We start from the raw sequence: 21,718 nt of genomic DNA, 5'->3' as shown, positions 1-21,718 counted from the left end.
ATGTCGGACCGTAGGAAACGCTCGATCAACATTTGAGTGGGGAGTGGAAAAAGGGGAGCCCAGCCTTGAACATTTCAGCTACCTGCGCCATAAGCAGCCTGTTGGTTTCGCTCGCCGCTTCTGCTCGACACACCCGCCACCTGCAATCCAAACGTGATGAATGCTTCCCACTGACTCTTAACTGCTGAACACGCTGATAAGACTCCAGGCTGCCCCTATCGCAAAAATGAAAAGAATGAGTACCAGGGTGAGGATTCGCTGCGCAGCTAAAAGTGCGCAGTGTCTGACCCGATGGCTGGCAGGCTTGTCGACAGGGGTACGCTCTGGGTGACTATGGCCATCTGGGTGATCTCCACCTGCAACTTATCCTTGCCAAGCAGGTAGTCGGCCAGCTTCTGCGAAAATGGCCAGTAGTTCAGTTCGGCAGTCAAGGTGAGCGGTCCGACGGCGTTGGCCGGCACCAGGAAGGAGAACTCCCCAATATCGTAGCCCTTGGGCAGAATGCGGTTGTCCGAGAGAATTTGCGTGGCATTCCAGACCTCGACGTCCAACGGATTGCCGTCCTTGTCGCCTATGTGCACTTTGAAATTTCGCGTGTTGTCCTCGGTCTTGCCGTCCTTGATCGAGCCCAGCCGATAGAGCTCGCGACCACTGGCATCCAGCACCCGGAAATCGATCCACATCTCCCGTCCCTCCGGAAAGCCGGTCGGCAGCTTGTGCCCGGCGCCGACATTGGCAACTCTCACTGTTACCGAGGTGTATTGCCCGGGAATGATGGCTGCCGGCAGTTGCTGGAACTTTATTTCCCCCGCGCGCGCGAGCATGTCGCGCGCGCGTTGCGCGCCCGCTTCCTGACCGAGATGCTTGAGCATCGTAGCGTTGGCTCCGCTGAACCAATGCGAGGCGACCTGCTCGCGGTCTGGTCCCATGATCGCGGCCTTACCCGCAAAACCCGGCATATGGCAGCTCTGGCAGGTTATATCGTTAAGACTGTAGGAGCTCTCCTGCCATTCGTCATAGGTCCGCTCGACCGCCACACTGCTGAACGGGTGCGTGACGTTGTGGCAGGTGCCGCAAAAGTCCGAGCGCGTTCCATTGAGTTGGCAGGGGTACTTCATGCTGCAAGCCAATGGTTATATGTACAGTTCCTCGACTCTCCACCTTTCATGAACGGGAGAAGCTCACTCGGTAATGACTTTGCAAGGATTGTGACAAAATATGTGCAATGACCTGAAGGTCCAGCAAACATTGGTCAGAGGCTGAAATTTTGTGCTAATCGAGACGCGAACTGCTGGGGAGCGGCACCCATTAGTGGGGGAGTTCACTCCGAAATCGGGGGTTGTGTGGTTTCCCCCCGCTTATGGGGTGCCATTCCCCAGTTATGGCCCCGCTTTCAACTCGATAAAACTTTTTAACTATTTGTTTTTATTGAATTTAATCTTGTGCATCTTTTGTCACTGTTGTGGCTGGGTATTTGCTCATAGGCATTTATCCCGCACAAACACCCAGGGTGGCAAAGATGGACAGGCAAGCGCGTTCAAGTTTGATTCGAGGCACCTTGTGGCGCTTGTCGGGCATCATGTTGATGCTCACGGGCCTGGATCTTCATGCGTCTCCCATCGACGACGTCGATCCGCCACCGCGCAGCGATCCGTCCGCCTACCAGGATCCTCCACAGAATCCCGCGGCGGCGCTGAACAGCTTGCTGACCATGCCTGCGGCCAACAAAGGCTCGTTTGATTTGCCCAATGGTGTCGAAGGCGACCGGAACACCCCACTCAGCGAAAACGTGTTGCCGCCCAAGATACAGACCAGCTTCAACTACCCCACCAACGGCAAGCCCAGCCCGCTGTTCGGCGCCCTGCCATTCAGTCAGCAGTTGACGCTGTTCGAAGAGTTCGGTCCGCAGCGCCTGGATCCGACCACCCCGGCCGCCACCCTGGCCTTTCCGGCCGCGAGCAGGGGACCGGCGCCTGAACAAGACCCCTCGAGCATCGCCCGCAGTTCGCCGCCGAGCAGTGCGCTGGATGCCTTTTTGCGCCAACCGGGGTTGACCCCATTCCCCAGCCAGTATTCCAATGTGGTCGATCGCAATCCCTGGCAGGCGCAGATCGAATTCTTTCTCAATCGCCGTATCGGTTCATCGGCCGAAGGCCGGCCGCCGGGAAAAGGCTGGTCTCATCAGCGCTGGAACGAGTTCTACCCCCAGGCGGCCTACAAGACCGTGCAAGCGGGGGCGCGGGTCAATGGCGGGGTGCGTGACAGTCGGCAGATGCACGGTTATGCCCAGGGCGAATTCGGCCCCGGCGGGCTGTATCACAACACCGCTGGCGTACCGCTCACCGAAGGCACCACCCGCGGCGTCGATCCGCGCTTTCACCCCAAAATGCCGGTGCAGAATCACAAGTCCGTATGGACTTTCGACGGCACGCTGCCGCCAAAACTGCTGATGGTGCGTTACGGCCAGCCGCTGATCATGCGCCATTACAACGGCTTGCCCATCGACCCTGCGGCCAACCAGGGTTTCGGCTTGCACACCATCACCACCCATGAGCACAACGGCCATTCCCCGGCCGAGAGCGATGGCTATGCCAACGCATTTTTCTTCCCGGGGCAGTTCTACGACTATCGCTGGCCGATCCAGTTGGCCGGCCATGACAGCATCAACACCCGTGCCCAGGATCCGCGGGCGGCGTTCCCCTGTGCACCGGGCGAAACTCTCTGGGTCAACGACAGCAGCCCGGGCCTCAAGACCTGCGACAACGGCACCATCAAGATCCGTGGCGACTGGCGCGAGACCATGAGCACCCACTGGTTCCACGACCATATGCTCGATTTCACCGCGCAGAATGTCTACAAGGGCAACGCGGCGATGATGAACTATTACAGCGCCCTGGATCGCGGCAACGAAGCCGTGAATGACGGCGTCAACCTGCGCTTGCCCAGCGGTTCGGCCTTGCCCTGGGGCAATCGCGACTATGACGTGAACCTGATGATCGCCGACAAGGCCTGGGATCAGAAAGGTCAACTCTGGTTCAACCCCTTCAACACCGACGGCTTTCTCGGCGATCGGATACTGGTCAACTGGCAGTACCAGCCTTACTTGAGTGTGCGGGCGCGCAGCTATCGTTTGCGGATTCTCAACGGCTCGGTGTCGCGTTACTTCAAGCTGGCACTGGTACGGGAAATCAAGGGTAGCGGCGGAGAGTTCCAGGGGCCCAAAGGCTCCGGGCTGTCCTACGCCCGGGTGCCGTTCCACATGATCGCCAACGATGGCAACCTGATGGAACACAGCGTGCCGTTCGACGGCACCATGGACCTGGATGCCGATGGCGATAAACAGGACCACAACGCGATCCTCCCGACCGTGGGCATTGCCGAGCGTTTCGACATCATCGTCAACTTCGCGAAAAGCGGCATCCAGCCCGGTGACAAGGTGTTCCTGCTCAATCTCATGGAGCATGCCGACGGCAAACGTCCGGAGAAAGATATCTCCTTGGCCGATGTGTTGTCGCAGAAATACCTGGCGCTGATCACGCAGAGCAGCAAAGGGCCGAAATGGGACAAGGGCGACCCGGCGGTGGGCAAGATCCTGCAGTTCAACGTCAAGGCCTACACCGGCCAGGACCTGGCCATGGACCCGGCAGCCTACGAACCGGCCAAACCCGGCAAGGCCGCCGGCAAGACCATGATCGAGCTGAAAATCCACCGCGAGAATGTCGCCGATATGGCCCTGCTCAAACAGGCCCGGCACCGCACCTTCACCTTTGGTCGTTCCGATGGCACCGACCTGGCGCCCTGGACGGTCAAGACCGATGGCGGCTTCGGCTATCGCATGGACCCGCGCCGGCTCAATACCTCGACGCAACTGGCCAGCGGCCCGACCGATGCCGGCGTGAGTGGCTTCGGCACCCTGGAAGTCTGGAAAATCCAGGGTGGTGGCGATGGCTGGAGCCATCCAGTGCACGTGCACTTCGAGGAAGGGATCATTCTCAGTCGCGGTGGCAAGGTTCCGCCGGAGTGGGAGAAGTGGGCGCGCAAGGACGTCTATCGCATCGGCCCCGAAGAGGATGGCAAGGATAACGTTGAGATCGCGATCCACTTCCGCGAGTTTGCCGGCACCTACATGGAGCACTGCCACAACACCCAGCATGAGGACAATTCAATGCTGCTGCGTTGGGATATCGAACGCCCCGGACAGTTCCAGTTGATGCCCACGCCGCTGCCTTCCTGGGATGGCGTCAGGTACGTGAACTCCGCTGCGCTGCCGACCTTTCGCAGTGGTGATGGCAAGGGCCCGCAAGTCAAGGTCAGCCCATAGCTGCCAAGGAGAAGACGTCATGAAACTCAAATTTGCGCGTGGCTGGACCCAACGAGCCCTGGTGTTGCTGGCCTGTGCCCTGAGCAGCCTGGTGCTGGCCGATGAACCGTCATCGGCCACGCCCTGGGGTGCGGACTACTTCCCCAACACCGTGCTGACCGATCAGGATGGCCGAGCCTTGCGCTTTTTCGATGACCTGATCAGGGACAAGGTGGTGGTGATCAACTTTATCTTCACCGCCTGCACCGACTCCTGTCCGCTGGAAACCGCCCGCTTGCGCCAGGTTCAACAGCTGCTGGGTGAGCGGGTAGGGCGCGACGTGTTTTTCTACTCCATCAGCATCGATCCGCAGACCGATACGCCGCCGGTCCTCAAGCACTACGCGGAGAAATTCAAGGTTGCGCCGGGCTGGCTGTTCCTGACCGGCGACAAACAACAGATCACTGAGCTGCGACAAAAACTCGGGCTGTTTATCGACGGCGTCGACAACGGCCGCACCAAGGATCACAACCTCAGCCTGATCGTCGGCAACCAGGCCACCGGCCGCTGGATGAAAGCCTCACCCTTTGAAAATCCGTGGATCCTTGCCGATCAACTGGGCAACAGTCTGCAGAACTGGAAGGTTGCCAGCCAGGAAGGCAGCTACTCCGATGCGCCGCAAATTCGCCCGCCGAGCATGGGTGAGGAGCTGTTTCGCACCCGTTGCGCGTCCTGCCATACCGTGGGCGGGCTCGATGGGGAGAGCGTCGGCCTGCGTGGGATAGGTCCCGATCTGCTGGGCGTGACTCGTCAGCGCGATCCGCTCTGGCTCAGTCGCTGGATCAGGGAGCCCGACCGGATGCTGGCTGAGAAAGATCCGCTGGCGCTGGAATTGTTCGAGCGTTACAACCGCGTGTCCATGCCTAACCTGCGTCTGGATGAGGCAGCTGCCGCTTCATTGATCACGTACTTGCAGGAAGAAACCGAGCGTCAGCAGCCGATGGCGGTTCAGGCGGCCGAGGTACATGTGCATCAAATGGATCATTCCAATCACGGGTCGAAAATCCAGCCTATGATCCAGTAGAGGCAAAATACCATTACGGCGATCCTTGCCATAGGTAAGGATTTGCTGCTGCTGAGCGGGCCTCACTATAAAGCATTAAGACAAGCATCCAGGAAGTCCCTCATGCAGATGCTGACGTTCAAGAAAATACCCACCCAGGGCCAGTTCAACCTGCTGCACTGGTTCTCCCTGGCCAGCCTGTTCATCATCGCCGTCGTTGCCGTGGTGCTGGGTTATACCTCCACACGTCTGGTGGTCCGGGAGAGCGTCGAGCGTGACGGGCTGCTGATGGCGCAATTCATCCGGGCCATCGGCACAGCGGAAATGCGCCACGCCGGCTTGCCGCCAGCCCTGACCATGGGCGCTATTCTCGATATCCGCGAGGCTAACGCCCAGCCGGGTTATGACCGCGATCGCATTGTCGCGGCCAGGGGGGAGTTCCTCGACCATATCGAAAGTTTGCCGGATTTGCTGATGGCCAATATCTATGCCCGGGATCGAACGGTCATCTGGTCGACCAACCCGGCGTTGATCGGTGTCCGGATCGAGGGCGACGAAGATCTCGACCAGTCATTCACAGACAAAGTGCAGGTCTTGTCCGAGTACCACCAGGCCGATGAGGAACGAGAGGAGCAGAAGTTTCTCCGCGAACCGAAGCACCTGTTTATCGAAAACTATATCCCGATGTTCGACGCCGCCGATGACCAGGTCCTGGCCATGGTCGAGATCTACAAGGAACCTGAGGATCTGGTGTTGCGTATCCAGCGCGGTTTCATGCTGATCTGGGTGGCGACCATCCTCGGCGGTTGCCTGATCTATTTCGGATTGTTCTGGATCGTGCGGCGGGCCGCGCAGATGTTGCAGTCACAACAGAAGCAACTGATCACCAGTGAAACCTTTGTCGCGCTGGGCGAGATGTCCTCGGCCGTGGCCCACAGTCTGCGCAATCCGCTGGCGACCATTCGATCCAGCGCCGAACTGGCCCAGGAAATCGCCAGCCCGCCCACGCAGAAAAATATTTCCGACATCATCAGCCAGGTCGATCGCATGTCGCGCTGGGTTCGCGAACTGCTGGTCTCGCTGCAGCCCTTGAACACCGACAGCGAGGCCGTCGACCTCGGCCCAGCCATCGAGGAGGCCGTGCAGGCATTCGACCAGCAAATCAAGCGCGCCAATGTCCGGGTCCAACTCTCTATCGCACCGGTACCCCCGATCATCAGCCAGCACATGCACTTGATCCAGATCTTCAATAGCCTGTTCGCCAATGCCCTGGAAGCCATGGCCGGCGGCGGGGTACTGACCATCGAAGTCGAGCCAGCGGTGGATGGGCGGGTGCGGATGACCTTGACGGACACTGGCAAAGGCATGACCCGGCAACAGGAATGCATGGCGTTCAAACCGTTTTTCACCACCAAGCAGGGCGGCCTCGGGGTTGGCCTGATGCTGGTCAAACGTGTCATGGAGCGATTCAACGGCTCGGTCAGCCTGACGAGCCGGGAACAGGAAGGAACCCGGATAAGCCTGATTTTCAACGTGGCGGGAGGGGAGCATGGGACACAGCATACTGTTGGTTGAGGACGATCAGCTCCTTGCGGAAAATATTCAAACCTTTCTCGAGCGCAGGGAATTCGAGGTCACTGTCCGCCATTCGGCTGAAGAGGCTCTGGAATGCCTGCAGGCCTGTCAGCCTGATGTGGTGCTGACCGACAACTCGTTGCCCGGCATGAGTGGCCATGAATTGATCCAGCGCCTGCGCAGCAACGCGCCGGATCTGAAAGTGATCATGATGACCGGCTATGGCAATGTCGAAGACGCGGTGACGGCGATGAAAGAGGGGGCCTTTCATTACCTGACCAAACCCGTGGCCCTGGCGGAGCTCAAGCTGCTGCTGGACAAGGCGCTGGCGGCCGATCGCCTGGAACGCACATTGACGTTCTATCAGGAGCGTGAGGCGCAGAACTCCGGGGTGCAGGCGCTGATCGGCGACTCACCGGTGATGCTGGCGCTGAAAAAAACCATTGGCCAGTTGCTCGACGCGGAGCGGCGCATGGCCAATGGCGACCTGCCTCCGGTGTTGGTGGAAGGGGATACCGGCACCGGCAAAGAACTGGTGGCCCGTGCGCTGCACTTCGACGGGCCGCGCAGCAAAGGCCCGTTTATCGAGTTCAACTGCGCCTCGATTCCCGCCAATCTTCTGGAAGCCGAATTGTTCGGCCATGAAAAAGGCGCGTTCACCGACGCCAAGGACCGGCGGATCGGCCTGGTCGAAGCCGCCGATGGCGGGACCCTGTTTCTCGATGAAATCGGCGAGATGGATCTGCTGCTGCAGGCCAAGCTGCTCAAACTGCTGGAGGATCGCACCATTCGGCGGATCGGCGCGGTCAAGGAACGCAAGGTCAACCTGCGGATCATTAGCGCGACCAATTGCAACCTCGAACAGATGGTCCAGCAGGGCAAGTTTCGCCGCGATCTGTTTTTCCGTTTGCGGATCATTTCGATCAAGGTCCCGCGCCTGTGCGCCCGGGGCGAAGACGTGCTGACCCTGGCCCGGCATTTCCTCGCCCATCATGGCAAGCGCTATGGCAAACCCAATCTGTATTTCTGTCCCCAGGCAGAGGCGCTGATGCGCGGTTACAGCTGGCCTGGCAATGTCCGCGAGCTGCGCAACATGCTCGAACAGACGGTGTTGCTGGCATCCCACGAGCGGGTCGGGCCGAGCCAGTTGAACGTCTGCCTGAGCCTGGTCGACGAACCGCTGAATCTGCCCATACCGCCTCAGCATCAGTATCAGCAGCAACCACAGTCTCAGCCGCAACCCGAGTTTTACAGCCCCAGCGAGGACATGGGGTCGATGAACCTGCCGGAAGTCGAGCGCGACCTGGTCAGGAAAATGCTCGACAAGACTGACTGGAACGTCACCAAGTCGGCACGCCTGCTGGGCTTGAGTCGGGACATGCTGCGCTACCGGATTGAAAAGCTCGGACTGGCCCGGCCGGACAAGCGTCAATGGTGACGCCTGCCGGCGGGCACGCAACCGGGTATTTGACGGTTAACCTGAGCGCGGGTATAAACCGCGTCTCGTTGTTTTGTCGGACCTTTGTGCCATGAGCTTCAGCCCCCTGATTCGCCAACTGATCGACGCCCTGCGCATTTTGCCGGGTGTGGGTCAGAAAACCGCCCAGCGCATGGCGCTGCAACTGCTCGAGCGCGATCGCAGCGGCGGTTCGCGGCTGGCCCTGGCCCTGAGCCAGGCCATGGAAGGGGTCGGGCATTGTCGTTTGTGCCGCACGCTGACTGAAGATGATCTATGCCCGCAATGCGCCGACCCGCGCCGCGACGATACGATCCTGTGCGTGGTCGAAGGTCCGATGGACGTGTACGCCGTGGAGCAGACCGGTTTTCGCGGCCGCTACTTTGTGCTCAAGGGGCACCTGTCGCCGCTCGACGGTCTCGGCCCCGAAGCCATCGGTATCCCGCAACTGCTGGCGCGGATCGAAGAGCAGGGCACGTTCAGCGAGATCATCCTCGCCACCAACCCTACGGTGGAAGGCGAAGCCACGGCGCATTACATCGCGCAGTTGCTGAGCAACAAAGGCCTGATCACCTCGCGCATCGCCCATGGCGTACCGCTGGGTGGCGAGCTGGAACTGGTGGACGGCGGAACCCTGGCCCATTCGTTTGCCGGGCGTAAGCCGATCTCGCTTTAATCCTCCCCACGCGGTGGCCACCGAAAAGATCGCAGCCTGCGGCAGCTCCTACGCTGACCGCGTACACCTGCGATGTTGTGGGTGCCTGCAATCCCTGCGCTGACTGCGTACACCTGCGATGTTGTAGGCGCCTGCAATCCCCCTGTAGGAGCTGCCGCAGGCTGCGATCTTTTGATCTTGATTTTGTGGGAGCGAGCCTGCTCGCGATAGCGTCCGTACAGGCGACGCCTTTGGCAACCACCTCGGCCAGCAACTTGCCTTGCTTGCGAAACAGTCAGCCTTCCAGTGAGCCACCAGCCAGGGCGCAGAGCTGGATCGGATCGAGAATGTGTACTTCCTTGCCTTCAGCGGCGAGCAACTCGCTCTGCTGGAAGCGGGTGAACACCCGGGATACGGTTTCTACTGCCAGGCCCAGGTAGTTACCGATCTCGTTGCGCGACATGCTCAAGCGGAACTGGTTCGCCGAGAAGCCGCGAGCACGGAAACGCGCCGACAGGTTGACCAGGAAGGTCGCAATGCGTTCGTCGGCGGTTTTCTTCGAGAGCAGCAGCATCATTTGCTGGTCGTCGCGAATCTCGCGGCTCATCACGCGCATCAACTGGCGACGCAGTTGCGGCAGTTGCAGCGCCAGCTCATCGAGGCGGTCGAAGGGGATTTCACAGACCGAGGTGGTTTCCAGCGCTTGTGCCGACACCGGGTGTTTTTCGGTGTCCATGCCCGATAACCCGACCAGTTCGCTGGGCAGGTGGAAGCCCGTGATCTGCTCCTCACCGCCGTCGCTCAAGCTGAAGGTCTTCAAGGCGCCAGAGCGAACTGCAAAGACTGCATCGAACCGATCGCCCTGGCGGAACAGAAACTCGCCTTTCTTCAGGGGGCGACCACGTTTGACGATCTCGTCCAGCGCATCCATGTCTTCCAGATTCAGAGAAAGTGGGAGGCAGAGGGGGGCCAGGCTGCAATCCTTGCAATGGGCCTGGCTATGAGCGCGCAGCTTGACTGGCTCGGACATTTCTTAAATCCTTGTGGGAAAAGCACACATAAGACGTAAGGGTACCCTACAGGAGGAGGTTCAGGCCAGCGCACACGGTAATGGCTCACTGCCATAAAGCTCTTGGATTCTCGGCCGATGAACTGGTATTGGATCCATTTCAAGGAGCGTGATCATGCCGGTCATTGGCGGTATTACCAACGGCAGCAACAGCTTGCAGCCGCTGATCGAATCAACCAGGGACGGTGCCGAGCAGCAAACGAGCACTTCGCCGACCCCTGAGAAGAGCAAAACAATAGAAGGCGTCACCGTAACTATTTCCGGAGCCGCCCTGCAAAAGGCTGCCGAAGCCAGTAAAACGGCGAACAGCGACATCGAAGAAAGCGGTCTGCCGGACAATATCCAGCAGATTCTGAAGATGATTCGCCTGCTGAAACAGCAGATCGCCGAGAAATTGGCCGAAATGCAGGCGGTCATGGCGGACAAAAGCCTTACCTCTGAGCAGGCTCAGGCCAGGGTTGGTAACTTGCAAACCGCCCTCGGTGGTCTTAATGCAGGTCTGATGACAGCCAATACATCCTTGGCCAAGGCCATGAACGATTCGGGTTTGAGTGCCGAAGCCGTGATGAAGGCGGCATCGCTGGCAATGAGTTAGTCCGGGCTCGCGACCAATGCCGGTCAGTTAGAAATGCACAGCACTTCGACATACACCAGAACTTTTCGGCGAGTGCAATATCGCCAAGATCGCAGCCTGCGGCAGCTCCTACGCCGAGCCGGAGCTCAAATCACTCGCGAAAAGCGCTGGCGACTCTGCTGTTGCAGGTACGCATCAAAGACCATGCACACCGAACGCACCAACAGGCGCCCGGCAGGCAAGATCTTGAGCCTTTCATTGTCGAGTTCGATCAGGCCGTCCTCGGCCATGGCCTCCAGTTGCGGCCAGAGTTCGGCGAAGTACCCGCGAAAATCGATATTGAAAGCCAGGTCGATCACGGCGAACTCCAGGCTGAAACTGCAAATCAGTTGCGCAATCACTTCCCGGCGTACAAGGTCGTCCTGAGTGCACAGCAGGCCGCGACTGGTGGCCAGGTGCATTTCGCCCAGGGCGTTCTGGTAGTGGTTCAGATCGCTGCTGTTCTGGCAGTACAGGTTTCCGATCTGGCTGATGGCCGAGACCCCGAGGCCGATCAGATCGCAATGGCCATGGGTGGTGTAGCCCTGGAAATTGCGTTGCAGGGTCGAGTCTTCCTGGGCAATGGCCAGGTCATCATCGGACAGGGCGAAGTGGTCCATGCCGATGTAGTGATAACCCGCCCCGGTCAGTTGTTCGATGGTGCGCTGAAGCATTTCCAGCTTTTCGGCGGGCGTCGGCAAGTCGTTGCTGTTGATCCGTCGTTGCGGCATGAAGCGCTCAGGCAGGTGCGCGTAGTTGAACACCGAGAGCCGGTCCGGTTGCAGGCTGATGACTTCATCGATCGTGCGGGCGAAGGTGTCCGGCGTCTGCTTGGGCAGGCCGTAGATCAGGTCGATATTGATCGAGCGAAACTGCAGGGTGCGCGCAGCGTCGATCACCGCGCGGGTTTCTTCCAGGCTTTGCAGTCGATTGACCGCCCGCTGGACCTCCGGGTCGAGGTCCTGCAAACCGATGCTGACGCGGTTGAAGCCCAGTTCACGGAGCAGGCCCATGGTCGACCAGTCGGCCTCCCGGGGGTCAATCTCTATGCTGTAATCACCGGAGTCATCGTCCAGCAGATTGAAATTTTCGCGCAACTGGGCCATCAGCTGGCGCAGTTCGTCATGACTGAGAAAAGTCGGCGTGCCGCCGCCCAAGTGCAGTTGCTCGACCTGCTGGTTCGGGTCGAGATGGCAGGCGACCAACTGGATCTCCTGCACCAGGCGTTGCAAATAGGGCAAGGCGCGGCCACGGTCTTTGGTGATGACTTTGTTGCAGGCGCAGTAGTAACAGATGTTCGCGCAGAACGGCACATGCACATACAAGGACAACGGCCGTTGTGCCCTGCGGCTGTCGCGCAGCGCGTGGAGCAGGTCGAAAGTGCCGACCTCGCTGTTGAACTGCACAGCGGTCGGATACGAGGTATAGCGCGGCCCCGCCAGGTCGTAACGGCGGATCAGATCTGAATCCCAACGAATGGCGTCGAGCATGCGGGCATTCCCCCGGATAGGCTGGCAGTGTCTGCGAGTCTAGGGGGTAGGGGGCAGGGGCATGTTGATTTGCATCAACGGTGGTCAGGGGGCTGAGGTTGCCTTTGTGCGCTGCGCCACTGTGGGAGCGAGCTTGCTCGCGATGGTCGTTAACGATAACGCGTGTTTTCTGAATAAACGCGTCGCCCTTGTGTCCATCGCGAGCAAGCTCGCTCCTACAAGGGCAGGGCAAGCCCCTTCGCCACAGATTTAATGCCCCATCATCCAATGCTGATGCGGCCCCGGCAGGGTCCAGATGCCGAACAGGATCACCAGCAACCCGCCGGTCATGCGCACACTGCGTTTGCGCAGCAGGGCGGTGACCCGTTCGGCGGCCAGGCCGGTGGCCAGCAGCACCGGCCAGGTGCCGAGGCCGAAGGCGAGCATCAGCAGTGCGCTGTCGAGGGCATTGCCCTGGCTCGCGGACCAGAGCAGGGTGCTGTAGACCAAGCCGCACGGCAGCCAGCCCCAGAGCGCACCCAGCAACAAAGCGCGGGGCAGGCTCGATACCGGCAGCAGACGGTTGGCGAATGGCTGGATATGCCGCCACAGGCCGCGTCCGAGGCTTTCGATGCGGGTCAGGCCGCTCCACCAGCCGGCCAGGTACAGACCCATGACAATCAGCAGCACCCCGGCGAGCACCCGCATGAACATCGCCGCCGGGCTGTTCGCCACCGCCCAGCCGGCCAGGCCGATCAGCAGGCCGGCCGTGGCATAACTGAGAATCCGTCCCAGGTTGTAAGCCAGCAGCAAACGAAAGCGTCGGCTGCGCTGCTCCTTGGGGATCGCCAGGGTCAAGGCGCCCATCAGCCCACCGCACATGCCCAGGCAATGACCGCCACCGAGCAAACCCAGGATCACCGCGGAAACCAGCAGCGGAGCCAGCTCAAGCATGGGGAGGCGCCTGGTCTTTCGGTTGCGCCGGTTCGGCAGTCGATGGATGGCCACTGGCCTCGTCGACGGCAGCCTGGTGATTCGGGTCCTGGTCGTCGAACAGAATGCTGTGGGCCGGGCCGTCGAGGTCATCGTACTGACCGCTGTCGACCGCCCAGAAGAAAATGAAAATGGCGATGGCCACGATCAGCAGCGCGGCCGGGATCATCACGTAGAGAGCTGGCATCTGGACTCCATGCCCGCGCGGCTCAGGCCGGCAGCGGACGGTTTTCTGGCGTGGCACTGGCGTGCGGCGGGCTCGGCATGCGAGTCAGGCGCAACGCGTTGAGCACCACGGTCAATGAACTGATGGACATGCCGACCGCCGCCCAGATCGGCGTGATCCAGCCGAGGGCGGCGAACGGCAACATAAGGCCATTGTACAACCCGGCCCACAACAGGTTCTCGATGATTACCCGGCGGGTCCGTCGAGCCAGACTGAACGCTTGCACCAGCGCCTTGAGGCGGTTGGACAACAGCACTGCATCGGCGCTGGTTTTCGCCAGGTCGGTGGCCGAGCCCATGGCCACGCTGATGTCGGCGGCGGCCAGCACCGGCACGTCGTTGACCCCATCACCGAGCATCAACACCTTGCGCCCTTCGAGGTGCAGCTGTTGCAGCACTTGCAGCTTGTCATCGGGACGCAGGCTGCCGCGGGCCTCATCGATGCCCAGCTCGGCGGCAACGCTGGCAACCATCGGCGAGCTGTCGCCGGACAGCAGCAGCGTGCGCCAGCCGCGCGCCCTGCAGGCAGCGAGCAGGGCAGGGGCATCGGCGCGCAGGCGGTCGTCGAGCACGAACCAGGCCAGTGCACCCTGGCTGTCGCCGAGCAACAGCCATTGACCGGGCTCGTCGGGCATTGCCGGTACCGGGCAATCGCTGAGCTCACAGACAAACGCCGGGTGGCCGATACGCAGGCGCTGTTCACCGACCCGCCCTTCAAGACCGAGCCCCGGCGTGCTGAGGACTTCTTCCGCGGCCAGTGGAGCACGGCCAAACGCCCGAGCAATTGGATGTTCGGAACGGTTTTCCAGCGCGGCGGCGAGGCCCAGGCACTGGTCACTGCCCAGCGCACCCAACGGCCGGATCGAGCGTAGCGCCAGTCGACCTTCGGTGAGGGTCCCGGTTTTGTCGAAAATTACCGTGTCGATCTGATTCAGGCCTTCGAGCACATGGCCGCGAGTCAACAACAGGCCGAGTTTGTGCAGGGTGCCGGTGGCGGCGGTCAGCGCAGTCGGCGTGGCCAGGGAAAGCGCACACGGGCAGGTAGCCACCAGCATCGCCAGGACAATCCAGAACGCCCGGGATGAATCCAGCTGCCACCACAACAGGCCGATGAGCGCCGCGGCGATCAGCGACAGCAACAGGAACCATTGGGCGGCGCGGTCGGCGATTTCCGCCAGACGGGGTTTTTCGGCCTGGGCGCGATCCAGCAGGCGGACGATGGCTGACAGCCGCGTGTCCTGACCCAGGGCCAGTACTTCGACGGTCAGCGCACCTTCGACGTTCAGGGTGCCGGCGGTGACGGCGTCGCCCAGGGTTCTCGGTTGTGGCAGGTACTCGCCGGTCAGCAGCGACTCATCGATGCTCGACTGGCCGTCGAGAATCTTGCCGTCGGCCGGCAGAATTGCGCCGGGGTGTACCAGCACCCGGTCGCCCAGGCGCAATTCGCTGAGCAGAATACGTTCGCTCTGACCGTCAGCGCTCATCCGCAGGCAAGAGGCGGGCAGTAAATTAACCAGCTGCGCGGTGGCTGCGGCGGTGCGCTCCCTGGCGCGGCGCTCCAGGTAACGGCCGGCCAGCAGGAACAGGGCAAACATGCCCACCGCATCGAAATACAGTTCGCCGACCCCGGTGATCGCGGTCCAGATACCGGCGATAAACGCGCTGCCGATGGCCAGCGACACCGAAACATCCATGGTCAGGTGGCGAGTGCGCAGGTCGCGCATGGCGCCCTTGAAGAACGGCGCGCAGCTGTAGAAGACGATGGGGGTAGTGAGGAACAGCGCGACCCAGCGCAGGATGGTGTGCAGCTCGGGGCTCAGGTCGATATTGAATTCCGGCCAGGTTGCCATGGTCGCCATCATCGCCTGAAACCACAGCAGGCCGGCGACGCCCAGTTGCCGCAGGGCCAGGCGGTTTTCGCCGGCCAGCTGTTCGGCGGCGCGGTCGGCTTGATAGGGATGCGCGGCATAACCGATGTGCCGCAGTTCGCTGAGCACTTTGCTCAGCGGTAATTGGCTGTCGACCCAGCGGACGTGCAAGCGATGGTTGGACAGGTTCAGCCGGGCTTCGGCCACCGCCGGCAGGCTGCGCAGGTGTTTCTCGATCAGCCAGCCGCAGGCGGCGCAGCTGATGCCTTCCATCAGCAGGGTGGTTTCGGCGAGATCGCCTTCATGGCGGACAAAAGGTTGCTGGACATCGGCGCGGTCGTACAGCGCCAACTCGTCCACCAGTTGCACCGGCAGCGCCTCGGGATTGGCCGAGGCTTCGCTGCGATGACTGTAATAACTTTCCAGACCACCGGCGACAATCGCCTCGGCCACGGCCTGGCATCCCGGGCAGCAAAGCTCGCGGGTTTCGCCCAGAACGACGGCGGTAAACCGGCTGCCGGCAGGGACGGGCAGGGCGCAGTGGTAGCAGGGGGTTGGAGTGGTCATGGGGTGTTCACTGGTACCGCTGAAGTCGTCAGGTTGAGCCTCATCGCTGTAGGAGCTGACGAGTGAAACGAGGCTGCGATCTTTCCAGGCTCGCCGCAAAACCAAGATCAAAAGATCGCAGCCTGCGGCAGCTCCTACAGATCTTCCGCACCCTGCAGCGGCTAATCACCGAGCAGCAGGGTCTTGAGATCAGGTTATTTTTTCAAATCTTCCGCACCCTGCAGCGGTTCATCACCGAGCAGCAGATCCTTGTCGTGGCTGACCTGTTCTTCCTCGAACATGCGCCAGGTCTGGCCATCCTCGATACCGAGCAATTCAACGAAACGCCGGCCTTCGATCTTGTCGGTCAGCTGGCCGATATAGCGGCCCTGGTCACTATCACTCTGCGCCAGGGTGATCTTGCGATCCTTCTCCGGCTGGGTCGGCGAGATCAGGTTCAGCTCCAGGCTTTTCGGCTGGCTATTGCCGTTCAGACGCAACTCGACTTCGCCGGTCACTCCGTCCAGATGCATGCTGGCACGCAGTTGCAGGGTCTGGGCCAGCAATTCACGGTCCAGCGAGCGGTTGATGCCTTTACCGGCCTCGTAATAGTTGTCGTTGACCAGGTTATCCGGGTTGTTCACCGCGATGGTCACCATCGACAAGGTCAGGGTGATCGAACAGGCCAGGATGCCGATGATGATCCACGGCCAAAGATGCTTGTACCAGGGGCTAACGGCAGTTGCTGCGGGCATGGTGAATTCTCTCAACGAATTTGTGGGCCGATGAACCGGCTCTTGGCTTCAATATGGACGTCAGGGTTGTCGGCATCCTTGAGGATGAATTTCACCTCGTTGGTGCTCGACGGCAATTGTTCCGGCGCGCTCGACAACTCGACTGGCATGCTGACGATTTCGCCGGCACCGACCTTGATCTCGCGCTTGCCTTGCAGCTTGAGGTCCGGCAGGCCAGAGGCTTCCAACAGGTAGGTGTGGTCGCGCTGGTCCTTGTTCATGACTTTCAGGCTGTAGACGTTCTCGATCCGGCCTTCAGCATTCTCACGATAAAGCACACGGTCCTTGCTGACGTCGAAACCGACCAGCGAGCGCATGAAGAATGCGCCCATCAACAGGCCGATCATGGTCAGTAGCACCAGCGCATAACCGATCAGGCGTGGACGCAGTTTATTGGTTTTTTGCCCGGAAAGGTTGTGCTCGGTGGTGTAACTGATCAGTCCGCGCGGGTAGTTCATCTTGTCCATGATGCTGTCGCAGGCGTCGATACAGGCCGCGCAGCCGATGCATTCGACCTGCAAACCGTCGCGAATGTCGATACCGGTCGGGCACACCTGAACACACATGGTGCAGTCGATGCAGTCGCCCAGACCCATGGCCTTGTAGTCGGCGTCTTTCTTGCGCGGACCGCGAACTTCACCGCGACGCGGGTCGTAGGAAACGATCAGCGTGTCCTTGTCGAACATCACGCTCTGGAAGCGCGCATAGGGGCACATGTAGATGCACACTTGCTCGCGCAGCCAGCCGGCGTTGCCATAAGTGGCGAGGGTGAAGAACCCGACCCAGAAATACGACCAGCCGTCGGCCTGGCCGGTGAAGAAGTCGATGGTCAGTTCACGAATCGGCGAGAAATACCCGACAAAGGTCATGCCGGTCACAAAACCTATCAGCAGCCACATGCTGTGTTTGCTGAACTTGCGCAGGAACTTGTTGGCGTTCATCGGCGCCTTGTCGAGCTTGATGCGCTGGTTGCGGTCGCCTTCAGTGACTTTTTCGCACCACATGAAGATCCAGGTCCAGACGCTTTGCGGGCACGTATAGCCGCACCAGACGCGTCCGGCATAGACGGTGATGAAGAACAGACCGAAGGCGCTGATGATCAACAGGCCCGAGAGCAGGATGAAATCCTGAGGCCAGAAGGTCGCGCCAAAGATGAAGAATTTACGCTCCGGCAGATTCCACCAGACGGCCTGATGACCGCCCCAGTTCAGCCAGACCGTACCGAAATACAGCAGAAACAGCCCGGCACCGCCCATCATCCGCAGGTTGCGGTACAGGCCGGTGAAGGCGCGGGTGTAGATTTTTTCCCGAGAGGCGTAGAGATCGACGGTGTTATTCGAATTTTTGGCAGGCGGGGTAACGTCGTGTACCGGAATCTGATTGCTCATCATTGCATCCCACGGCAGTGGAAAAATGCCCCGGTCAGTACATGCCGACCGCGGTCAAAAAGGTATTGCAGTGGCGCAATGATACGCCTGTAGCTCTAGGTCAAGGGTGCGACCTTTAGTCGCGTTGGGAGAAAAGCAGAGATGGTGTAGCAAGTGTAACAATTCTTGATGTGAGTCAATTGACTTGTAAAGTATGGATGATCCCCATGACCGCGTCGCCATAAACAAAACGGCCCCGCCAATCTTCATTGGCGGGGCCGTTTGTTATTGCCATCAAGCGTTTGCCTTACTTGGCGTCCGCTACCTTCTCACCGTGAGACAGGCTGTAGACGTAAGCGGCCAGCAGGTGAACCTTATCGTTCCCTTGCAATTGTTCCTGAGCCGGCATCTGGCCCTGGCGACCGTGGCGGATGCTCTGCTGCAGCTGAGCGAAGCTCGAGCCGTAGATGAACCCCTCCGGGTGGGTCAGGTCAGGTGCGCCCATTGCCGGAGTGCCTTTGCCTTGCGGGCCGTGGCACGCGACGCAGTTGGCGGCGAACAGCTTCTGGCCGGCAACCGGATCGGCTTTGCTGCCTTCCGGCAGTTTGCGACCGTCGAGGTTGGTCAACACGAAAGCCGCAACGTCGGCGACGCCTTGCTCGCCGATGACTTCAGACCAGGCTGGCATGACCGCATGACGGCCACCCATGATGGTGGTCTTGATGATTTCCGGATCACCGCCCCAGCGCCAGTTGGCGTCGGTCAGGTTAGGGAAGCCATAGGCACCTTTGGCGTCGGAACCGTGGCAGACCGAGCAGTTGGAGGCGAACAGACGGCCACCCATCTTCAAGGCTTGCGGATCCTTGGCCACTTCTTCGATCGGCATGGAAGCGAATTTGGCGAAGATCGGACCGAACTTGGCGTCCGATTTAGCCATTTCCTTTTCCCACTCGTGCACGCCGGTCCAGCCGGTCTGGCCGTTGGCGAATGCAGTCTGCTTCTCGGTGTCGAGGTAGTTGTAGCCCGGCAGCAGGCCTTTCCAGTTACCCAGGCCCGGGTACAGCACCAGGTAGCCCAGGGCGAAGATGATGGTGCCGACGAACAGCATGAACCACCATACCGGCAACGGGTTGTCGTACTCCTCGATCCCGTCGAAGGAGTGGCCAACCGTTTCATCTGTCTGTTCGGCGCGCTGGCCCTTGCGGGTCGACAGCAGCAGCCAGGTCAGGGCGAAGATGGTACCCAGACTGAGGACTGTGACGTACAGACTCCAGAACGTAGTCATTCTTTGTTACTCCTAGAAGCTTGCTCGACGTGCTTGATGGCTTCGGGATCATCCGCGAAAGGCAGCAAGGTCGCGTCTTCAAACTCGGATTTGCGCTTGGGGCTGAAAACCCACAAGGCCAGACCGATAAAGGCCACCATTACGACAACGGTGCCCAGGCCACGAATCATCCCGATATCCATCTAAATCACCGTTTGCTTTTGATGATGGTGCCCAGGCCTTGCAGATAGGCCACCAGCGCGTCCATTTCGGTTTTGCCCTTCACGGCATCCTGTGCGCCGGCGATGTCTTCGTCGGTGTAAGGGACGCCGAGCGTGCGCAAGACTTCCATTTTCTTCGCGGTGTCTTTGCCGTCGAGCTTGTTTTCCACGAGGAACGGGTAAGCCGGCATTTTCGACTCAGGCACTACGTTGCGCGGGTTGTACAAGTGCGCACGCTGCCAGTCATCGGAGTAACGACCGCCGACTCGGGCCAGGTCCGGACCGGTACGCTTGGAACCCCACAGGAACGGGTGATCCCAAACGCTTTCCCCGGCAACCGAATAGTGGCCATAACGTTCGGTTTCAGCACGGAACGGACGGATCATCTGCGAGTGGCAGCCGACGCAACCGTTGGCGATGTAGATGTCGCGACCTTCCAGTTCGAGGGCTGGGCGAGGCTTCATGCCTTCGACCGGCTTGTTGGTGACGTCCTGGAAAAACAGCGGAACGATCTGGGTCAGGCCGCCGATGCTGACGGCGATGACCATGAAGAAGGCCAGCAGGCCAACATTCTTCTCGATTGTTTCATGCTTCATCAGTGAGCTCCAACTACAGCAATCTGTTCAGCAGCTTTGGCTTCAGCCGGGTTCGAGGCACGTACGGTACGCCATACGTTGTAGGCCATGAACAGCATGCCGCTGGCAAAGAACGCACCGCCCAGGGCACGAACGATGAAACCAGGGTGGCTGGCTTGCAGCGCTTCGACGAAGGAGTAGGTGAGGGTGCCGTCATCGTTGATTGCACGCCACATCAGACCCTGGGTGATGCCGTTGACCCACATCGAAGCGATGTAGAGCACGGTACCGATGGTCGCGAGCCAGAAGTGCGTGTTGATCAGGCCGATGCTGTGCATCTGCGTGCGACCGTACAGTTTCGGGATCATGTGGTAGACGGCGCCGATCGAGATCATCGCTACCCAGCCCAAGGCACCGGCGTGTACGTGGCCGATGGTCCAGTCGGTGTAGTGCGACAGCGAATTGACGGTCTTGATCGCCATCATCGGACCTTCGAAGGTCGACATGCCGTAGAACGCCAGGGAAACCACCAGGAACCGCAGGATCGGGTCGGTGCGCAGCTTATGCCAGGCGCCCGACAGGGTCATCATGCCGTTGATCATGCCGCCCCAGCTTGGCGCCAGCAGGATGATCGACATCGCCATGCCCAGGGACTGAGCCCAGTCCGGCAGTGCGGTGTAGTGCAGGTGGTGCGGGCCGGCCCAGATGTACAGGGTGATCAGCGCCCAGAAGTGCACGATCGACAGGCGATAGGAGTAGATCGGACGCTCGGCCTGCTTGGGAACGAAGTAGTACATCATCCCCAGAAAGCCGGTGGTCAGGAAGAAGCCCACGGCGTTGTGGCCATACCACCACTGGATCATCGCATCAGTCGCACCGGCGTAGGCCGAGTAGGACTTGAAGAAACTGACCGGCAAGGACGCGTGGTTGACGATGTGCAGCATCGCCGTCACGACGATGAAGGCACCGTAGAACCAGTTACCCACATAAATGTGTTTGGTCTTGCGCTTGACGATGGTGCCGAAGAACACCACACCGTAGGTCACCCAGACGATAGCCAGCAGGATAGCCAGAGGCCATTCCAGTTCCGCGTATTCCTTGCTGGTGGTGTAACCCAATGGCAAGGAGACACCTGCACCGACGATCACCGCTTGCCAACCCCAGAAGGTAAAGGCCGCCAGGCTGTCGGAAATCAGTCGCGTTTGGCAGGTTCGCTGCACGACGTAATAAGAAGTGGCAAACAATGCACAACCACCGAAGGCAAAAATCACCAGGTTGGTGTGCAACGGGCGTAAGCGTCCAAAAGTCGTCCACGGCAGGCCAAAATTCAATTCCGGCCATACAAGCTGTGAGGCGATGAAGACACCGACCCCCATGCCAAGGATCCCCCAGACCACCGTCATGATGGCGAACTGGCGGACTACCTTATAGTTATAAGCAGTCGGACTGATTGCTGTGCTCATTCTAAGGTTCCACGGTTTGGGTGTTTTATTAGGAGTAAAAAACGGTCGCAAGTATGGAGAAAGCAAGGTGCCATTGCAACGCGCCTTGACCCTGGTCAATTCTTTCCGAGGCTTATTCTGCGGCCTTTCCATGCGCCGAGTAAGGACAAAAATGACCTTGGACAATCGCCACAGAGGAGGGAAAAGACTAGGGTTAAAGGCT

General features: G+C 60.1%; 17 protein-coding genes and 1 pseudogene. 6 read left to right on the top strand and 12 right to left on the bottom strand.

What is annotated here, in order from left to right:
* Nucleotides 1-266: 266 nt before the first annotated feature.
* Nucleotides 267-1,091: pseudogene (locus ACA064_RS21395) on the bottom strand (multiheme c-type cytochrome); the annotation flags it as partial.
* 488 nt (nt 1,092-1,579) lie between these two features.
* Between ACA064_RS21395 and ACA064_RS21390 the strand changes: the two are divergent.
* From ACA064_RS21390 to recR, 5 genes are all read left to right on the top strand, one after another.
* Nucleotides 1,580-4,321: a multicopper oxidase domain-containing protein gene (locus tag ACA064_RS21390; protein ID WP_497674302.1), complete on the top strand. Its 2,742-nt coding sequence runs from the start codon at nt 1,580-1,582 to the stop codon at nt 4,319-4,321.
* Between the two features lie 19 nt (nt 4,322-4,340).
* A complete protein-coding gene (locus ACA064_RS21385) occupies nt 4,341-5,384 on the top strand; it encodes an SCO family protein (protein WP_497669907.1) in 1,044 nt (347 codons plus the stop codon).
* A gap of 102 nt (nt 5,385-5,486) precedes the next feature.
* The gene (locus tag ACA064_RS21380; RefSeq protein ID WP_497669906.1) at nt 5,487-6,938 is read left to right on the top strand and encodes a sensor histidine kinase; all 1,452 of its coding nucleotides are present in this window, start codon (nt 5,487-5,489) and stop codon (nt 6,936-6,938) included.
* Nucleotides 6,913-8,376, top strand: a complete 1,464-nt coding sequence (locus ACA064_RS21375; RefSeq protein ID WP_497669905.1) for a sigma-54-dependent transcriptional regulator — start codon at nt 6,913-6,915, stop codon at nt 8,374-8,376. The genes ACA064_RS21380 and ACA064_RS21375 overlap by 26 nt, the downstream gene beginning before the upstream one ends.
* A 91-nt stretch (nt 8,377-8,467) precedes the next feature.
* Entirely contained in the window at nt 8,468-9,070 is a 603-nt protein-coding gene (gene recR / locus ACA064_RS21370) for a recombination mediator RecR (protein WP_497669904.1), read from the top strand.
* Between the two features lie 274 nt (nt 9,071-9,344).
* Here the strand turns inward: recR and fnr are convergent, their stop codons facing one another.
* The gene (fnr, locus tag ACA064_RS21365) at nt 9,345-10,079 is read right to left on the bottom strand and encodes a fumarate/nitrate reduction transcriptional regulator Fnr (RefSeq protein ID WP_497669903.1); all 735 of its coding nucleotides are present in this window, start codon (nt 10,077-10,079) and stop codon (nt 9,345-9,347) included.
* A 154-nt stretch (nt 10,080-10,233) separates the two neighbouring features.
* Between fnr and ACA064_RS21360 the strand changes: the two genes are divergently transcribed.
* Entirely contained in the window at nt 10,234-10,713 is a 480-nt protein-coding gene (locus ACA064_RS21360; RefSeq protein WP_497669902.1) for a hypothetical protein, read from the top strand.
* Nucleotides 10,714-10,838: 125 nt separating this feature from the next.
* Here ACA064_RS21360 and hemN read toward each other — a convergent pair whose 3' ends face one another.
* The 10 genes from hemN to ccoN form a co-directional block, all read right to left on the bottom strand.
* The gene (gene hemN, locus ACA064_RS21355; protein ID WP_497669901.1) at nt 10,839-12,221 is read right to left on the bottom strand and encodes an oxygen-independent coproporphyrinogen III oxidase; all 1,383 of its coding nucleotides are present in this window, start codon (nt 12,219-12,221) and stop codon (nt 10,839-10,841) included.
* Between the two features lie 249 nt (nt 12,222-12,470).
* Nucleotides 12,471-13,154 (bottom strand): sulfite exporter TauE/SafE family protein, encoded by a 684-nt coding sequence (locus ACA064_RS21350; protein WP_497669900.1) that lies wholly within the window; start codon nt 13,152-13,154, stop codon nt 12,471-12,473.
* Nucleotides 13,147-13,380: a cbb3-type cytochrome oxidase assembly protein CcoS gene (gene ccoS, locus ACA064_RS21345; RefSeq protein WP_497669899.1), complete on the bottom strand. Its 234-nt coding sequence runs from the start codon at nt 13,378-13,380 to the stop codon at nt 13,147-13,149. The genes ACA064_RS21350 and ccoS overlap by 8 nt, the downstream gene beginning before the upstream one ends.
* A gap of 22 nt (nt 13,381-13,402) precedes the next feature.
* On the bottom strand, nt 13,403-15,853 hold the full coding sequence (locus tag ACA064_RS21340) for a heavy metal translocating P-type ATPase (protein WP_497669898.1): 2,451 nt from the start codon (nt 15,851-15,853) through the stop codon (nt 13,403-13,405).
* A 194-nt stretch (nt 15,854-16,047) separates the two neighbouring features.
* Nucleotides 16,048-16,587 carry a FixH family protein gene (locus ACA064_RS21335; protein ID WP_497669897.1) on the bottom strand — a complete coding sequence of 180 codons (540 nt, stop codon included), beginning with the start codon at nt 16,585-16,587 and terminating at the stop codon, nt 16,048-16,050.
* Between the two features lie 11 nt (nt 16,588-16,598).
* Nucleotides 16,599-18,014: a cytochrome c oxidase accessory protein CcoG gene (gene ccoG / locus ACA064_RS21330; protein WP_497674301.1), complete on the bottom strand. Its 1,416-nt coding sequence runs from the start codon at nt 18,012-18,014 to the stop codon at nt 16,599-16,601.
* Between the two features lie 286 nt (nt 18,015-18,300).
* The gene (ccoP, locus tag ACA064_RS21325) at nt 18,301-19,278 is read right to left on the bottom strand and encodes a cytochrome-c oxidase, cbb3-type subunit III (RefSeq protein WP_497669896.1); all 978 of its coding nucleotides are present in this window, start codon (nt 19,276-19,278) and stop codon (nt 18,301-18,303) included.
* Complete coding sequence (locus ACA064_RS21320; protein WP_003175465.1) at nt 19,275-19,460, bottom strand: CcoQ/FixQ family Cbb3-type cytochrome c oxidase assembly chaperone; 186 nt, start codon at nt 19,458-19,460, stop codon at nt 19,275-19,277. Before ACA064_RS21320 ends, ccoP begins: the two co-directional genes overlap by 4 nt.
* 5 nt (nt 19,461-19,465) lie before the next feature.
* The gene (gene ccoO, locus ACA064_RS21315; RefSeq protein WP_497669895.1) at nt 19,466-20,074 is read right to left on the bottom strand and encodes a cytochrome-c oxidase, cbb3-type subunit II; all 609 of its coding nucleotides are present in this window, start codon (nt 20,072-20,074) and stop codon (nt 19,466-19,468) included.
* The gene (ccoN, locus tag ACA064_RS21310) at nt 20,074-21,516 is read right to left on the bottom strand and encodes a cytochrome-c oxidase, cbb3-type subunit I (protein ID WP_497669894.1); all 1,443 of its coding nucleotides are present in this window, start codon (nt 21,514-21,516) and stop codon (nt 20,074-20,076) included. Before ccoN ends, ccoO begins: the two co-directional genes overlap by 1 nt.
* Between the last annotated feature and the right edge of the window lie 202 nt (nt 21,517-21,718).

The organism is Pseudomonas sp. LBUM1658 (assembly GCF_059716055.1).
Note: the sequence above shows the minus strand (reverse complement) of the source record. Positions and strands in the feature narration are given on the sequence as shown.